A 15,311-nucleotide genomic window follows, 5' to 3' on the forward strand; every position below is an offset into this window, starting at 1 on the left:
TTGTAGAAACGCTGGGGTTTTCTTAAAGCCTTTGGCCAAAGCAACACAGCCTTAGCGCCAGCGCGACATGCAGGCAGCAAGGCAATGGGGACAGGACATTTTGGCTCTCACACCGGGTTCGACAATCGGCATTCTTGGCGGGGGCCAATTGGGCCGCATGATGGCGCAGGCCGCCGTGCAGCTGGGTTACCGCGTTATTGGATACGCGCCTCCCGGGGACAATGTCTCCGCCGAGGTGAGCGCCGACTTCTTCGAAAACGGCTGGGGCGACAAGGCTGCGCTCGCCGCGTTTGCGTCAAAGTGCGATGTCATCACCTGGGAATTCGAGAATGTCCCTGTATCGGTGATCGACGCGCTTCCATCCGAATTGATCGTGCCCGGCAGGCGCGCCCTGGAAGTCGCCCAAGATCGCCTGAACGAAAAAAGCTTCGTGTGCGATCTTGGCGCGACCTGTGCGCCGTATGCCCGCGTCGAAAGCGATGAAGAGCTTGCCCGCGCCGTCAATTCGATCGGCGCGCCCGGCATCCTCAAGACCGCGCGCGATGGCTATGACGGTAAGGGCCAGTGGCGCATTTCATCGGCGCATGAGGCCGAAGGCGTGCGCTTTCCGGGGCGCACCTGCATTTACGAAGGCTTCGTAGATTTCGCCGCCGAATTCTCCGTCATCCTTGTGCGTGGCGGCGATGGCGAGGTGCGCTTCTGGGATTCGACCGCCAATGTCCACGAGGGCGGAATGCTCGCGGTTTCAACCCTGCCCGCAGGCGACGTCATCGAAGGGCAAGTCGAAAAGGCGCGTGAAATCGCCCGCCAGACCGCCGATGCGCTTGGCTATGTCGGGGTGCTGACACTTGAATTCTTTGCGACTGCCAACGGTCCGATCTTCAACGAGATGGCGCCGAGGGTGCACAATTCGGGCCACTGGACGATTGAGGGCGCTGCGACCAGCCAGTTTGAAAACCACATCCGCGCCGTCGCGGGGCTGCCTCTTGGCGGGACGCAAACGCGCTTTGCCCGGATCGAGATGCGCAATATCGTTGGCGAGGATGCCCTTACCGCGCACCAGCTTCTGGCCGAAGAGGGCGAGCCGCACCTGCACCTTTACGGCAAACGCGAGGCGCGCGATGGCCGCAAGATGGGCCATGTGACGCGCGTATCGAACGCGGCATCCGGCGCCACCATATGAACCACGAGATCTTCCTGATTTACGCGCGCGCTGCCAACGGCACTATCGGGTTTGAGAACCGTTTGCCGTGGCATATTCCTGCCGATTTCAAGCGGTTCAAATCCATGACCATGGGCAAACCGATGATTATGGGGCGCAAAACCTTCCAGAGCCTGCCCGGCATATTGCCCGGTCGTCGCCACATTGTGCTCACCCGCCACCCCAAATGGAGCTGCGAAGGCGCAGAGGTGGTGCACACCGTCGCCGATGCGCTGGATCTGGCGCGCGAAAACAATGACACGGGCGAAATCGCCGTTGTCGGCGGCTCTGCGATCTATGACGTGTTCCGGCCCATGGCCGACCGCGTGGAAGTCACCGAAATCCACGCGGAATTCAAGGGCGATGTATTCATGAAGCCGCTGGGCGACGAATGGATCGAGGTGGCGCGCGAAGATCACGAGGCGAAAGGCGACACGCCTGCCTTCTCCTTCGTCACCTACAAACGGACAAAGGCCGAGTAATGCGCTGGCTCGACCACCGCGAGCCTGTGATGGAGCCCCTTCGCGGTGCTGTCATCGCGCTGGGCAATTTTGACGGATTTCATCAGGGGCATCAGGCGGTTGCGGGTGAAGCGATCAAATGGGCACACGAGGAGGGCCGCCCTTCGATCATCGCGACCTTTGACCCGCACCCTGTGCGCCATTTCAAGCCCGATGTGCCGCCCTTTCGCCTGACCACTCTGGAACAGCGGCAGGAACTCTACCTCGCCGCAGGCGCAACCGCGATGCTCGTGTTCCATTTCGACGCAGAGCTAGCGAGCACCAGCGCCGAGGACTTCATCACCCAGATCCTGATTGAACGATTTGGCGCATATGGCGTAGTCACCGGCGGTGATTTCTCTTTCGGGAAGATGGCAAAGGGCAATGTCGAATTGCTCCAGACCTTCGGAGCCGAGCAGGGACTTAAATCACGGGTTGTCGAAGCGGTTGAAAGCGCCAATGAAAATGGAGGGGGCGTCATATCCTCCAGCCGCGTGCGCGAGGCATTGCGCGACGGCGACCCGGAGTTGGCAGCCGAACTCCTCACTCGCCCCTTCGCTATTCGGGGCATTGTCGAACATGGCGATAAAAACGGGCGCAAGCTGGGCTATCCCACCGCGAACATAGCCATCGGCACTTATTTGCGCCCGAAATACGGGGTTTATGCGGTGACAGGCACGGTGCTTTCGTCCGGCGAAACCTACAAAGGCGCGGCCAATATCGGCATCCGCCCGCAATTTGAGCCGCCCAAGGAGCTGCTCGAACCCTATTTCTTCGACTTTTCCGGCGACCTTTATGGTCAGGAAATTGAGGTCGCCTTCCACCATTTCCTGCGCGGTGAAGCCAAGTTCGACAGCCTCGATGATTTGATGGTTCAGATGGAGAAGGATTGCGAGGAAGCGAGAAGGCTTCTAAGCGCGCTCCCACAATGACAGACGACAGCACAAAACGCGACTATAAGGACACCGTCTTCCTGCCGAAGACTGCCTTCCCGATGAAAGCCGGCCTTCCACAGAAGGAACCGGGCATTGAGGCGCGCTGGCGCGAGATTGATCTGTACCGCAAGCTCCGCGAGGCCCGCGCTGGCCGCGAGAAGTTCATCCTCCACGATGGCCCGCCCTATGCCAATGGCGATATGCATATCGGCCATGCGCTGAACCATATCCTGAAAGACATGGTCTGCCGCACGCAGAACCTGATGGGCAAAGACGCGCCCTATGTGCCGGGCTGGGATTGCCACGGCCTTCCGATCGAGTGGAAGGTCGAAGAGCAATATCGCAAGAAAAAGAAGAATAAGGACGAGGTTCCGGCCAAGGAATTTCGCGCCGAGTGCCGCGCCTACGCGCAGAAATGGGTCGACACCCAGCGCGAGCAGCTGAAGCGCCTTGGCATTATGGGCGATTGGGACAACCCCTACCTCACCATGGATTTTCAGGCCGAGGCGACGATTGTTGCCGAGCTTTGCAAGTTTGCCGAGGCTGGCAATCTCTATCGCGGGTCAAAGCCGATCATGTGGTCGCCGGTTGAGAAAACTGCTCTGGCCGAGGCCGAGGTTGAGTATGAGGACCTGACCGACAGCCCGCAGATCGACGTGGCGTTTGAGATCATCGAGTCGGCGGTGCCGGAGCTGGTCGGCGCGCATGCGGTGATCTGGACGACGACGCCGTGGACGATCCCGGTGAACCAGGCTTTGGCTTATGGGGCGGATGTTGAGTATGCGATTTTCTCGCTCGTAGTCGACGTGGTTGGCTTAGCCGAAGGCAAGACTGGCGGCGAGATCGCGGGTGATGTGAACGAGGCAGAGAAGCGTTTGCACGATGCAGGCCTGCCCTTTAACGGCAAGCGGCTTTTGATCGCAAAAGACCTTGTACCAAGCTTCCTGTCGCGTTTGAATGCGTTGGCTGCCATGGTCGATGTCAGTGACTTCGGTGCGAAGAATGCTGTGTTCGAGATTTCGGGCGAATGGCTTGGCGAAGGTCGTTCCGCACCATTCGAGCGTATGCTTCATTCGGTTAAAGGCTCAGAGCTAGCAGGCACCAAAGCCCGCCACCCGATGCACCATCTCGGCGGATTTTACGCTACCCCGCGCCCCTTCCTCGAAGGCGAATTTGTCACCACCGAGAGCGGGACCGGCCTTGTCCATATGTCGCCCGACCACGGCGAGGACGATTTCGACCTGTGCAAAGCTAACGGCCTCAACCCCGTCTTCGCCGTGATGGACGATGGCCGTTATCGCGATGATTGGCCGTGGCTGGGCGCAGATGACACAGACGACGAGGGCAAGGAACGCCGCCGCTCGGTCATCAACAAACCGTTCAACGCGCCCGATGGGCCGATCTGCTCGGACCTTCGCGAAGCGGGCGCCCTGCTCAGTGCGTCTGCCGACTACGCGCACTCCTACCCGCACTCATGGCGCTCCAAAGCCAAAGTGATCTACCGCTGCACACCGCAATGGTTTGTGCCGATGGACAAGGACCTCGACGGCGGCGGCACGCTGCGCAGCCGCGCCATGTCGGAAATCGACCGGGTCGAGTTCATCCCTGAAAAAGGCCAGAACCGCCTCGGCTCCATGGTCGAGGGGCGGCCCGACTGGGTGCTCTCACGCCAACGCGCGTGGGGTGTGCCGATCACGCTGTTCGTGCGCCCCGACGGTACCTATCTGCAAGACGCAGCGGTCAACGCGCGCGTTGTCGCAGCCGTCAAAGAAGAAGGCGTCGATGCCTGGGATGAAAGCCGCAAGACCGAGTTCCTCGGAGACCAGCACAATCCCGAAGAGTTCGAGATGGTCATGGACATCCTCGACGTGTGGTTCGATTCGGGCTGTACGCATTCCTTCGTTCTCGAAAGCGGGCGCTGGCCCGACCTCCAATGGCCCGCCAACCTCTATCTCGAAGGCTCGGACCAACACCGCGGCTGGTTCCAGTCCTCGCTCCTGCAAAGCTGCGCCACTCGTGGCCGCGCGCCTTACGATCAGCTGCTCACCCACGGCTTCACGATGGATGCCAAGGGCAAGAAGATGTCGAAATCGCTCGGCAACACGGTCTCGCCCCTGCAGGTGATGGAGCAGACCGGCGCGGACATCATCCGCCTTTGGGCGCTGAGCGTCGATTTCACCGAAGATCACCGCATTGGCGATGAAATCCTGAAAGGCGTGGGCGACCAATATCGCCGCCTTCGCAACACCTTCCGCTATCTGCTCGGCGCGCTCGATGGATATGTCGGCGATATGTCAGATAGCGGCGAAATTCCGGAGCTTGAACTCTACGTTCTCTCGCTGCTTTCCGAGCTTGACGGCAAGCTGAAAAAGGCCGCGACCGAATACGACTTTAACACCTACACCCGCCTGCTGGTGGACTTCTGTAACGAGGACCTCAGCGCCTTCTTCTTCGATATTCGCAAGGACACGCTCTATTGCGATGGGGAGGATTCGACCACGCGCAATGCCTATCGCACGGTGCTCGACCTGCTGTTCCACGCGCTGGTGCGCTATGCCGCGCCGGTGCTGGTCTTTACGTCCGAGGAAGTGTGGCAAACCCGCTATCCCGAAGATGGCGAACAAGAGGGCAGCGTCCACCTTCTCGAATGGCCGAGCGTGCCGCAAGTGCCCGCTGACCGCGCCAAGTGGGAGCAATTGCGCGCCCTTCGCGAGCGTGTGACCGAGGCGATTGAGCCGCTGCGGCGCGAGAAGGTGATCCGTTCCAGCAATGAAGCGACCGTCACCGTGCCAGCCTCCGCAGTGCCAGAAGGCGTGAGCGACGAACAACTCGCCGAATTGTTCATCACCGGGACAGTGACCCGCGGCGATACGGACGAGGTGACAGTCACCAAATCTTCTGACCACAAATGCGGCCGCTGCTGGCGCCTTCTTCCCGATGTTGCGGAAGACGGCGCGCTGTGTGGCCGGTGTGAAGGAGTGGTTGGTGAATAATCTGTTCACCCGTAACCGGCTGATCGGGCTAGGCTTTGCGGCCTTTGTCGCTGTCATCGACCAGATCATCAAGTGGTACGTGATCGGCCCGCTGAACCTGCGCAATGTGCGCAATATCGAGCTTTTGCCGTTCTTCGATCTCACCTATGTCGAGAACCGGGGCATCTCCCTTGGCATGCTTCAGGCGACCAATATGGAGATGCGCTGGCTGCTTGTCGCGATGACCGCGCTGATCGGCCTCGTGGTCCTCGTCTGGATGATGCGCGAGAAGATTTTGGGCGATATTCTGGGCCTCGCGCTCATTTTGGGCGGGGCGATTGGCAATATCTACGACCGCTATGTGTTCGGCTATGTGATCGACTATGCCGACTTTCACATCGGTAGCTTTAGGCCATTTCTTGTTTTCAACGTCGCGGATGCGGCTATCACCATTGGTGTTGTGATCATCCTTGCGCGCAGTCTGTTTGTGCGCGAAAAGGATGGTGAAGAGGGCGCTGAAATCGCCCAAGCGGAGAATTCATAATGCGTAACGTCAAAACCGCCATTTTACTCGCATCGGGCGCGGCAATGCTTGCTGCTTGCGGGGGAAGCGGGATTTTTAACCGTGACCGCCCCGATGAATTCGCCGTGCAGCGTCAGGCGCCGCTGGTGATCCCGCCTGACTTCACGCTCACCCCTCCTGCCCCCGGCGCGCCTCGCGCAGCCGAAGGAACCGCGCAGGAACAGGCGCTCGACGCGCTTTTCGGCGGGCCGGCACCACGCAGTAGCATTGAAACCAGCGCGCTCGACCGTGCAGGGGCAGCGGCTCCCAGCATCCGTTCGCTTGTCGGCGATGAGGGCACCAACACCGTCGCCAAAGGCCGCGTAACCCGCGACATCATCGCCGCTCCCGAAGGTGACGGTCAGAACGCTCGGACGGTTATACCTTCCTAAGTTTTTCGAAGGCGCATCCGCGCCTTCGTCCTCGGTGCTGTTCCCTGCGCTTCGCTTCGGGGCACCTGCGGGCGCCCGGTCGGGCTTGCGGTCACCAGGCGTGACTGTGCTCCGCGACTTCATTTCGACGTAGTGCTTGTTCGACGCAGCAGGCGTCGCAAGGGCGACCGCCCGCCCGCAGCGGGGGCAGCTTGCCTGCCCGTCTAGCGAGGACGCTCCCCCGGATGGGGGAGCACGAAACAAACTAATGCCTGAAATGCCGCATGCCAGTGAAGACCATGGCAAGGCCCGCTTCATCTGCCGCCGCGATCACCTCTTCATCACGGATTGAACCGCCCGGTTGGATAACCGCGCTCGCGCCTGCTTCAGCCGCTGAAATGAGGCCGTCTGCAAACGGGAAGAAAGCGTCCGAGGCAACCGCGCTGCCCTTGGTGCGGGGTTCGCCCCATTCGTAGGTTTCCGCAGCCTCTGCCGCCTTGCTCGCCGCGATCCGCGCCGAATCGCGGCGGTTCATCTGGCCTGCGCCAATGCCAGCCGTGATCCCGTCCTTGGCATAAACAATCGCGTTCGACTTCACATGGCGCGCAACGGTCCATGCGAACAGGCAGTCCTTGAGTTCCTGGCTTGTCGGCTCGCGCTTGGTGACCACCTTGAGGTCTTCCATGGTGACAGCGCCATTGTCGCGCCCCTGGATCAGCATCCCGCCCGCAATCGTCTTCATGAAAAAGCCGCCGCGCCGCGGATCGGGCAGAGTGCCACATTCAAGCAGGCGCAGGTTTTTCTTCTTCGCAAAGATTTCGCGCGCCTCCGCGCTCACTGAAGGCGCGATGACAACTTCGGTAAAGATGCTGGCAATCGCTTCAGCCGTTGCGCCATCAAGCTCGGTATTGACCGCAACGATCCCGCCAAAGGCCGAAACGCTGTCGCATTGCAGCGCGCCGTTCCACGCCTCGAGCAAAGTGCCCGCCTGCGCCACGCCGCATGGGTTGGCGTGCTTGACGATAACCACGGCAGGATCGCCACCTGCAAATTCCGCCGCCAGTTCAAGCGCCGCATCGGCATCGTTCAAATTGTTGTAGGACAGCGCCTTGCCCTGAAGCTGTTCGGCCTGTGGCACGCCGTTGGTGCCGGTGACTTGCGGCACGTAAATCGCAGCCGACTGATGCGGATTCTCGCCATAACGCAGCGTGTCCGAACGTTTGAAGGCGAGCGGCATGGTGTCGGTGAACGGCGTCGCCTTCAGAGCCTCTGTCCCCAGTGGATTGGTGAAGGCATCGCCAAAGGCAAACCAGTTCGCAATCGCTGCGTCATAGGCGGCCGTGCGGGCATAGGCTTTGCCCGCCATGCGGATACGGAAAGCATCTGAGGTCGCGCCGTCATTGGCGTCCAGTTCTTCGAGCAATTCGGCGTAATCGCCGCTATCTGTCATGATAGTGACAAAGCCGTGGTTCTTGGCCGCCGAGCGCACCATCGAAGGCCCGCCAATGTCGATGTTCTCGATGATCTCGGCCCGCTCTGCCCCTTTGGCGACGGTTGCCTCGAACGGGTAGAGATTGACCACGACAAGGTCGATCGCGCCGATTGCGTGCTCTTCCATGGAGGCGACGTGATCGTCATTGTCACGCAGCGCGAGAAGGCCGCCGTGAACCTTGGGGTGGAGCGTCTTGACCCGCCCGTCCATCATCTCCGGAAAACCGGTGAGGTCGGACACATCCTTCACCTCAAGCCCTGCCTCGCGCAGCGTGCGCGCCGTGCCGCCGGTGCTTACAAGCTCTACCCCGCGCGCGGTGAGCGCCTTGCCCAATTCTGCCAAGCCGCTTTTGTCGGACACCGAAAGAAGCGCCCGCTTGATCACCGTTGATGCCATTTTTGGTCTATCCCATCTTCTTGAGGAGCCAGCCGAAGTGCGCTCCGCTGCGTGAGGCCAAGCCCTCTATCACCAATTGCTCGGTTGCGTGAGGGCGTCCTTCGCCATCCACCCACATGCTGTCATCGCGTGTCAGCTTGATCTCATCGCCGCCGGGCGCTTCGCCGCGCAAACGAAGCTGCCACAGCTTGCCATCGGGCAGGAGGAGGCTTGCGCCAAGGCCGTCTTCGCTGAGATGCGCCTCGACCCCTTTTCCAAGGTGGAAACGGATCGCAAAGCCGACCTTGCCGCGCTTACCCTTGCTCGAGGTGGGGACCAGCACATCTTCGCCAGCGATTTCGTTGCCGTCATTGGCGATGGTGAGAAGGCGTTCGTGTATCAGGCCAAAACGCTGGGCATAGCCATCGTGGCTTGCCTCGACCCGCACGCCCTCGCGCCGCTGCGAGCCAGAGCCAGTGCCGACAACGCGCCGCTCGACCTCGACCGTTTCGGCGCCCCGGCCAAGCTTGCCATGCAACTGCACGGCGGTTGAGTTGGCATCATCCAGAACGAGGGTGGAATGCGCGGCGCTTGCCCGCAGACCCTGACCGATGTGCGCAGGCACCAGCCCCCCTGCAAGCGCGGAGCCGCCGCAATTGACGATAACGCGCGATGCACCGTCGGACATTTCAAACGCGAGTGTCGAAGCACATCCGATGCGCGTGTGGCGCGCGCGCGGCGGTGGTCCTGCATCGAATTGCACCGTTGTCTGCGCCGCTCTGACGCGCTGATAGCCCCAGTGCTTTGGCTCATTGAGAGGCCGCGTGCGTACACCGCTTGCAACGATCAGGGCAGACACCCGATCAGCCGCAATCGCGCCATGTCCCTGCCAATTGCCAAGCGCGCCGTCCCCGTGACGCAGCGCAAGGAGCGGCGGCACCAATAGCTCACGCATCACCAGCAAGGCTTCGGGCGCGTCGCGGTTCACCGCTTCGTAGCAGGAGACCAGATCGGTCAGCACACGGATCGCCTCCATCTGTGCCAACGGACAACGGCCAAGATTGCCGCCATCCTCGGCAACAAATTCACCCAGCGCCTTGATCAGCCCTGCCTCGCCATAAAGACGGCGCGGGCGGCCTTCGGGAAGAAGAAGGCCCGCCGCCGTCACCGCTGCCCAACCGGCGACCTGGCCAAGACCAGCGCCAGAACGCAAAGCCTTGCGGTCGAGCCAGTGCGCGGTGTCTTCCATCGCATCGAGAAGGCGCGGGCGCAGTTCGCCTGAAAGCAGCAAGGGTGCGTGAACAAGCCAGGCAAGGAGCCTGAGCCCTGTGTTTTCAAGGTCCCATGCCGCGCTGTTGAGCGAGGGGCGTGTGCGCGCCTCATGCGCTTTGAGCCAGGCGGTCGTTATGCGTTCTGCAACGCCTGTGCATTCCTCGCGCGGGGCGCAGGCTGCAAGGTCGGACAACCATGAGAAGGAATGGATTGATCGCTCAAGCCCCGGAGCAAGCCGCGTGCCCGGATTGAAATCCAGCGAACCGATGGGCTGTTTGACGCCGTGAACCTGAAAATACCCCGCCCTAAGCGCCATCCCCGCAGCGCGGTCGCCGGTGGTGGGGGTGATGACGGTCGCCAAAAGCCGTTTTGCAGGGGCTTTGCGAAAGGGCGCAGACAGCGTGTGACCGGGCACACCCATCCGATAAGCCATCCGGATCAACGCCTCACCCGGCCGCGCACGGGGCGCAATCACATCGCTCAGCGCAAGTGCGCGTGAATTGTCGATGGGTTCGGCGGGGAAAGGCGGGGGCGTCTCCTCCCGCTGCGCTTTGCGATGCAGCTCTTCACCTGCGCCAAGGCCAAGCGCGCCCTGATCGTCACCCGAGCGGCCATCCTCGACCTCAGTCAGATCGTCCGGCTCGCCCGCGCTGAAAAGCGTATCCATCACCCATCCCCCTTAAGCGCCTTGATATTTGCCGCATATTGCTCTGGCCCGCCTTTGAACGTGGCAGAACCTGCGACCAGCACGTCGGCACCCGCCTCGACGCACAATCTGGCGGTGTCCGCGTTCACACCGCCATCAACTTCCAAATGAATATCGCGACCCGTTTCCTCGATCATGGCGCGGATCCGCCGGACCTTCTCCAGCTGCGAATGGATGAAGCTCTGCCCGCCAAATCCGGGGTTCACACTCATCACCAGCACAAGGTCAACGAGGTCCATGAGGTTGTCGAGCGCCTCGACCGGCGTCCCCGGATTGAGCACCACACCCGCCTTCTTGCCCAGCGACCGGATCGCCTGCAAAGTGCGGTGCACGTGCGGGCCGGCCTCCGGATGGACCGTGATGATATCCGCGCCCGCCTCGGCAAATGCCTCAAGATAAGGGTCGACCGGCGCGATCATCAGGTGGACATCGAATGTCTTGTCCGAATGCGGGCGGAGCGCCTTCACCACATCGGGTCCGATTGTAATATTGGGCACATAATGGCCGTCCATTACGTCGATGTGGATCCAGTCCGCACCGGCCGCATCAACGCGCCGCACCTCTTCGCCAAGGTTGGCAAAGTCGGCAGAAAGGATACTGGGCGAAATAAGCGGCGTTGGCATGATCACGCTTTCAGGCAGGAGGGCGTGGGTCAAAAGGGTTAATCCCCGCCTTACTCTGCCCGCGAATCGTGCAGCAAGGCGGGGTTCAAGGTTTTTCCCCGCTCTTTTGCACTGCGGTATCGCGCATCGCGCCGATAGCTTAACCCGAGGCAACACACTCAATTCAGGCGCAATTCAGCCCGCATCTTGCAAAAGAGCGGTATAGATTCGCGCAAAGGCAGGGGTGGACCCTTGCAAAAAACCTGCAACAACACCGCAGCGCGCGCTCAACAAAGGGTTTGAATTGATGGCGAAAATGAAAACGATTGCCGCCCTTGGCGGGGCTGCAACGCTGGCTGGAATGGCCGTGGCAGGGGCAAGTGCGCCTGCGTTTGCTCAGGCGAGCAGCGCAAGCGACTATCGCAATCCCGTGCCCAATGTGATGCGCAATTGTGCGCCCGGCAATGGACCGGCGGTGCGGGTCACGATCAATGGCATCAGGGAAGCAAACGGAACCATCCGCGCACAGGTTTACAACGGCACCAAGGCCGATTGGCTCACCTCGGGCAAATGGTTGAACCGCGTCGAGGTCCCGGCGCGCCGGGGCCGGATGACGGTCTGTCTGCCTGTTCCCGAAAGCGGCAATTACGCGGTCGCGGTGCGCCACGATGTGAACAATAACGACAAAACCGACCTTCGCACCGATGGCGGCGCAATGTCGAACAACCCCTCGATCAACATCTTCAATCTTGGCAAGCCGGGCATCGATAAAACCCGCTTCAGCGTTGGCGATGGGGTCAAATCCATCTCGATCACAATGAAATATATGACCTGATCGCGCCGTTAGCCTTTGGGTGTCCGGCGGTGCTTGCGCAGCTGCCATAACACCGAAGGCGCGGCGAGCAGCGGGTATTTCTCGCGAAACGGGGTGACTTCCACCGGCATGCCGGTGTGGCGCTCCACCTTCCATGCGGCATAGCGGGCGGCGCCTTCGAACGTGGTGCTTGCCTTGATCAACCGTGTGAAGTTGAGCGGCTTGCCCATCGCCTCGCGCGCTTTCCACCATTTGAGGATTTGCGAACGCTCCCTTTGCGAAAGGCCCGGCGTGATGCGCCCGTTCGTGACCGTATAGGGAACGCCACCCGCCGTGAGCGCAAGCGGCAAAAGCCCGTCGAAATGGTCAGCATTGACGCTCAGGATATCGTTTTCGCGGCCCGTCTTCTCAACCCGGAATTCGGCCTTGTAGGTCGCCCGAAAAAGCGCACGCCAATAGTCCTCGGCTGTCCCTGAAGGAGGGCCAAGCGCCACCGCGAGGCGCGCTGCGGTCTGCGCGGCGGTTGCGATCGCCTCGATCACACGCCCGCGCGCCGCATCATCGGCGGCCCATACCAGTGCACTGGGCTGGACAAACCGCGCCCAGATCGTTGTGTCGAGCAATTCGCCAGAGGCGGCCTTGGCGAAGGTCGATAGCGCCATGGTCGCGATTTTTGCGCGTAACGGCGTGCCATCGGCGGCCTCGCGCTCCTGATAACTTACGCGCGGCCAGATGCGCTCGCGCTGATCGCCGGGCAGCAGGATATAGAAATCAAGCACCCCTTCAAGCGAGCCTGTGCGCAGGTTAGAGCCATAGAACAGCACCGCACACGCGCCCGCTTCCACCGCCAGATGGCGCGCAAATTCGGCGACCGCCGGATCAACGCCGGCCTTGGCGCGCGCCTCGATCCGCTGATGCAGGGATTGTGTGTCGCTGGACATTGTGCGCGGATCCTTCACGCCTCAAGGCGCGACAAATTCCAGCTCTGGCCCTTGCGCGATTAGGTATTCGCCGGGCGGAAACGCCTCGCCATCGACGATAAAGCTGTCTTCGATGCGCAAGGTGAACTGGCTGGTGCTGAGTTGGTGGAACCCTTTTTCGCGAATGTTTTCAGGCGTTTTTCCGCGCAGCATCTGCAGCACGATCCCTGCGGATTTGCGTGAAATCTGATCGGTTACGGCGATTTTCAATCCGCCGCGCGCCGTGCCGAAGGGAGTGGCGCCGCCCGGCATTCGCTCAAGCGTCGAGGCCAGTAATATCTGCCGCCATTCAGGATCGCCCACGCCCGAATGTTCAAGCGGCGTATCGTCCGGACCAAGCCCGATCCGCATTTTCGATCCCTTGCGCCAGGAATTTTCGCGTGAGGCAAACAGCCACTGGCAAACACCCAGCACGCCCGCAACGACCACGGCCATCGAATTGAACGCGCCCATTTTATGCGCGCTTTGCCCCGCAGTTGTCGCGGTGGTGAACGCGCCGCCGCCAAGGATAAAACCCAGAAGGCGGCTCTTTTGCGTTTCGCCCAGCGGGGTCACTTCCATCGGGCGACGGCGCACACGCGTGCCCTGGTCAAAGGCATCAATCGCCTCCTGCAAGGTCCAGCCGGTCGGCACGCCCAGATCAAAGGTCAGCGCATTGGTCTTGCCCTTGGGCAGGACGGCAACAGCCGGCCAGTTATCGCCAAAGATCGCCGCCCCGCTCGTGAGCACATCGCGCACGGTCCCGTCGCCGCCATTGATGACGAGCAGGTCGATCCCGCGCTGCACGAAATCCGCCAGAGCGTTCGGCAAGTCCTCGCGATCGCCGGGCAGTGCAAAGTGCACTTGCGGCGATTGGTCGCAGTCGAAATCGACGCCCTTATTGCCGTGGCTGCGCGGATTGTAGATCACGCCGACACGCGGCGCTTCGCCGATTTCGCGCGCACGCGGCGCAGGAGCCGCGCCCGGGACCACAGCGGGAGCCGGGCTTGCATCCTGCGGAAGCTTTGCAAATTGATGGATGGGCGAAGACATGGGCTTGTCTATAGTGTCTTGCCCGCGAGATTGCCACTCTTGAGACGTTATCTGCGCGTGGCCGCCCTTCCTAACAGCCTTTGTCACATCGGTAACGATGCTTGTCAGCGGACGCGCGCGGACAACTGCGGCATTGCCCCACATGCGAGCCCCGATGCGGGGCGAATTTTGGGTGATAACGGGGGCAGTTTCAATATGTTCAACCTTTTCCACGCGGCACGCCAGATGGCTTTCGTGGGTGCGGCATCGCTTGCAACATTCGCGCCTGCGATGGCGCAGGCGCAAGCCGGTGAAAACGCAAATTACGAGGCACTTGCGGCACAGGCTGGCGAACGGGCAGGCGATCCTGCGTTCGACTATCAGCTTGCCATTGCAGCGATAGATGCAGGCCGCTTTGGCGATGCGATCATCGCGCTCCAGCGGGTCCTTGCGGTCCAACCCGACAATGCAGCCGCACGCGCCGAGCTGGCACGCGCCTATGCGCTGGCGGGCGATATCGACACCGCGCGCGAACAATTCGCGACCGTCGTCGATGACCCCACCTTGCCCGATCCCGTGCGCCAGCGCTTCACCGGTTTCGTGCGCCAGTTCGACAGGCAAATCGCAGGCGGCGGCTCGGATGTGAGCGGCTTTGTCGATGCACGGGTGGGCTATGACGACAATATCAACACCGCCACCGCGCAGGACGCGATTGTAATCCCGTTGTTCAGCTTTCTGGGAGCAGGCCAATTGGGCGCCGCTGCGCAGGCGCAAAGCGATGAATATTACGAGCTGACCGGCGGCATCTCGGGCGTTACCGCAATAGGGCGTCAGGATCGCCTGTTCGCATCGGCTCTGGGCAGCTGGCGCGACAATTTCAGCTCTGGCGCATTTGATCAGGCCGCCGTTACCGCGACCGCCGGCTATGCCCACACTTTTGCCAACCGCGACGTCGTCTCGCTTTCGGGTCAGGTACAGCGGTTCTGGCTTGATGATGACGGTTTCCGTTCCTCCGTCGGGGCGATTGCCCAATACACAAAACCGCTTTCGGGGGGCCGTGCGCTGAGCGTTTCGGCGCAGTGGAACCGGCTCAATTTCGATGGTGACCCCTTGCGCGATGCCGATCGTTTCGCAGCGGGCGTCGGCTTTGTCGGAAAGAATTTCGCCGCCAATATCTCAGGGGGCAAGGAAGAAACCCGTGAGCAAGCAGGCGATGCGCAAAGCTTTGGCTTTGTCGCTGCCAATGTCGGCGCAGAAGTGCCGGTGGCCAAGCGCATCGCGCTGGTCGGCGGCGCAGCGTTTGACCTTCGCCGCCATGACACGAGCGACCCCTTGTTCCTTGTGGAGCGCGAGGACGAACGCCTTGATGTTCGTGGCGGAGTGAAAGTCGCCGTGCTCGACAATCTCTTCCTCCAGCCGAGCGCCACCTACACGCGCAACTGGAGCAACATTCCCCTTTTCGACTTTGAGCGCTGGACCGTGTCGGTCGGCGCGCGTCTCGAATTTTGATTCTTTCTT

The 15,311-nt window shown here is 61.3% G+C and carries 13 protein-coding genes; 8 read left to right on the top strand and 5 right to left on the bottom strand.

All coding sequences use genetic code 11. The features are described from left to right. The first annotated feature begins 67 nt into the window (after positions 1-67). Genes MWU38_RS06210 through MWU38_RS06235 form a run of 6 tightly spaced genes read left to right on the top strand, consistent with a single transcriptional unit; the run spans position 68 to position 6,562 of the window. Positions 68-1,183 (top strand): 5-(carboxyamino)imidazole ribonucleotide synthase, encoded by a 1,116-nt coding sequence (locus tag MWU38_RS06210; RefSeq protein WP_247270942.1) that lies wholly within the window; start codon positions 68-70, stop codon positions 1,181-1,183. After that, a complete protein-coding gene (locus MWU38_RS06215) occupies positions 1,180-1,683 on the top strand; it encodes a dihydrofolate reductase (protein ID WP_247270943.1) in 504 nt (167 codons plus the stop codon). Before MWU38_RS06210 ends, MWU38_RS06215 begins: the two co-directional genes overlap by 4 nt. Continuing rightward, positions 1,683-2,633 (top strand): bifunctional riboflavin kinase/FAD synthetase, encoded by a 951-nt coding sequence (locus MWU38_RS06220; protein ID WP_247270944.1) that lies wholly within the window; start codon positions 1,683-1,685, stop codon positions 2,631-2,633. The genes MWU38_RS06215 and MWU38_RS06220 overlap by 1 nt, the downstream gene beginning before the upstream one ends. Beyond that, on the top strand, positions 2,630-5,629 hold the full coding sequence (locus MWU38_RS06225) for an isoleucine--tRNA ligase (RefSeq protein ID WP_247270945.1): 3,000 nt from the start codon (positions 2,630-2,632) through the stop codon (positions 5,627-5,629). The genes MWU38_RS06220 and MWU38_RS06225 overlap by 4 nt, the downstream gene beginning before the upstream one ends. Then, complete coding sequence (gene lspA / locus MWU38_RS06230) at positions 5,622-6,152, top strand: signal peptidase II (RefSeq protein WP_247270946.1); 531 nt, start codon at positions 5,622-5,624, stop codon at positions 6,150-6,152. Before MWU38_RS06225 ends, lspA begins: the two co-directional genes overlap by 8 nt. Further along, positions 6,152-6,562 carry a DUF3035 domain-containing protein gene (locus MWU38_RS06235; protein WP_247270947.1) on the top strand — a complete coding sequence of 137 codons (411 nt, stop codon included), beginning with the start codon at positions 6,152-6,154 and terminating at the stop codon, positions 6,560-6,562. Before lspA ends, MWU38_RS06235 begins: the two co-directional genes overlap by 1 nt. 244 nt (positions 6,563-6,806) lie before the next feature. On the opposite strand, the gene purH is transcribed toward MWU38_RS06235, so the two are convergent. From purH to rpe, 3 genes are read right to left on the bottom strand one after another with little or no spacing between them, the layout of a single operon-like run. Beyond that, the gene (gene purH / locus MWU38_RS06240; RefSeq protein ID WP_247270948.1) at positions 6,807-8,429 is read right to left on the bottom strand and encodes a bifunctional phosphoribosylaminoimidazolecarboxamide formyltransferase/IMP cyclohydrolase; all 1,623 of its coding nucleotides are present in this window, start codon (positions 8,427-8,429) and stop codon (positions 6,807-6,809) included. Between the two features lie 7 nt (positions 8,430-8,436). After that, positions 8,437-10,347, bottom strand: a complete 1,911-nt coding sequence (locus MWU38_RS06245) for a heparinase II/III family protein (RefSeq protein WP_247270949.1) — start codon at positions 10,345-10,347, stop codon at positions 8,437-8,439. Beyond that, the gene (rpe, locus tag MWU38_RS06250) at positions 10,347-11,009 is read right to left on the bottom strand and encodes a ribulose-phosphate 3-epimerase (RefSeq protein WP_247271255.1); all 663 of its coding nucleotides are present in this window, start codon (positions 11,007-11,009) and stop codon (positions 10,347-10,349) included. The genes MWU38_RS06245 and rpe overlap by 1 nt, the downstream gene beginning before the upstream one ends. A gap of 286 nt (positions 11,010-11,295) precedes the next feature. Here rpe and MWU38_RS06255 point away from each other — a divergent pair, with 286 nt between their 5' ends. Further along, entirely contained in the window at positions 11,296-11,823 is a 528-nt protein-coding gene (locus MWU38_RS06255; protein ID WP_247270950.1) for a DUF2141 domain-containing protein, read from the top strand. Between the two features lie 8 nt (positions 11,824-11,831). Here MWU38_RS06255 and MWU38_RS06260 read toward each other — a convergent pair whose 3' ends face one another. Together MWU38_RS06260 and MWU38_RS06265 are read right to left on the bottom strand one after the other, a co-directional pair. Then, positions 11,832-12,743, bottom strand: coding sequence for a hypothetical protein (locus MWU38_RS06260; protein WP_247270951.1), 912 nt, complete (start codon positions 12,741-12,743; stop codon positions 11,832-11,834). 21 nt (positions 12,744-12,764) lie between these two features. After that, positions 12,765-13,814 (bottom strand): acylglycerol kinase family protein, encoded by a 1,050-nt coding sequence (locus MWU38_RS06265; RefSeq protein ID WP_247270952.1) that lies wholly within the window; start codon positions 13,812-13,814, stop codon positions 12,765-12,767. 195 nt (positions 13,815-14,009) lie between these two features. Here MWU38_RS06265 and MWU38_RS06270 point away from each other — a divergent pair, with 195 nt between their 5' ends. Next, positions 14,010-15,302 (top strand): tetratricopeptide repeat protein, encoded by a 1,293-nt coding sequence (locus tag MWU38_RS06270; RefSeq protein WP_247270953.1) that lies wholly within the window; start codon positions 14,010-14,012, stop codon positions 15,300-15,302. The last annotated feature ends 9 nt before the right edge of the window (positions 15,303-15,311 follow it).

This window comes from Qipengyuania sp. S6317L1, from assembly GCF_023015615.1.
Lineage (GTDB): Bacteria > Pseudomonadota > Alphaproteobacteria > Sphingomonadales > Sphingomonadaceae > Erythrobacter.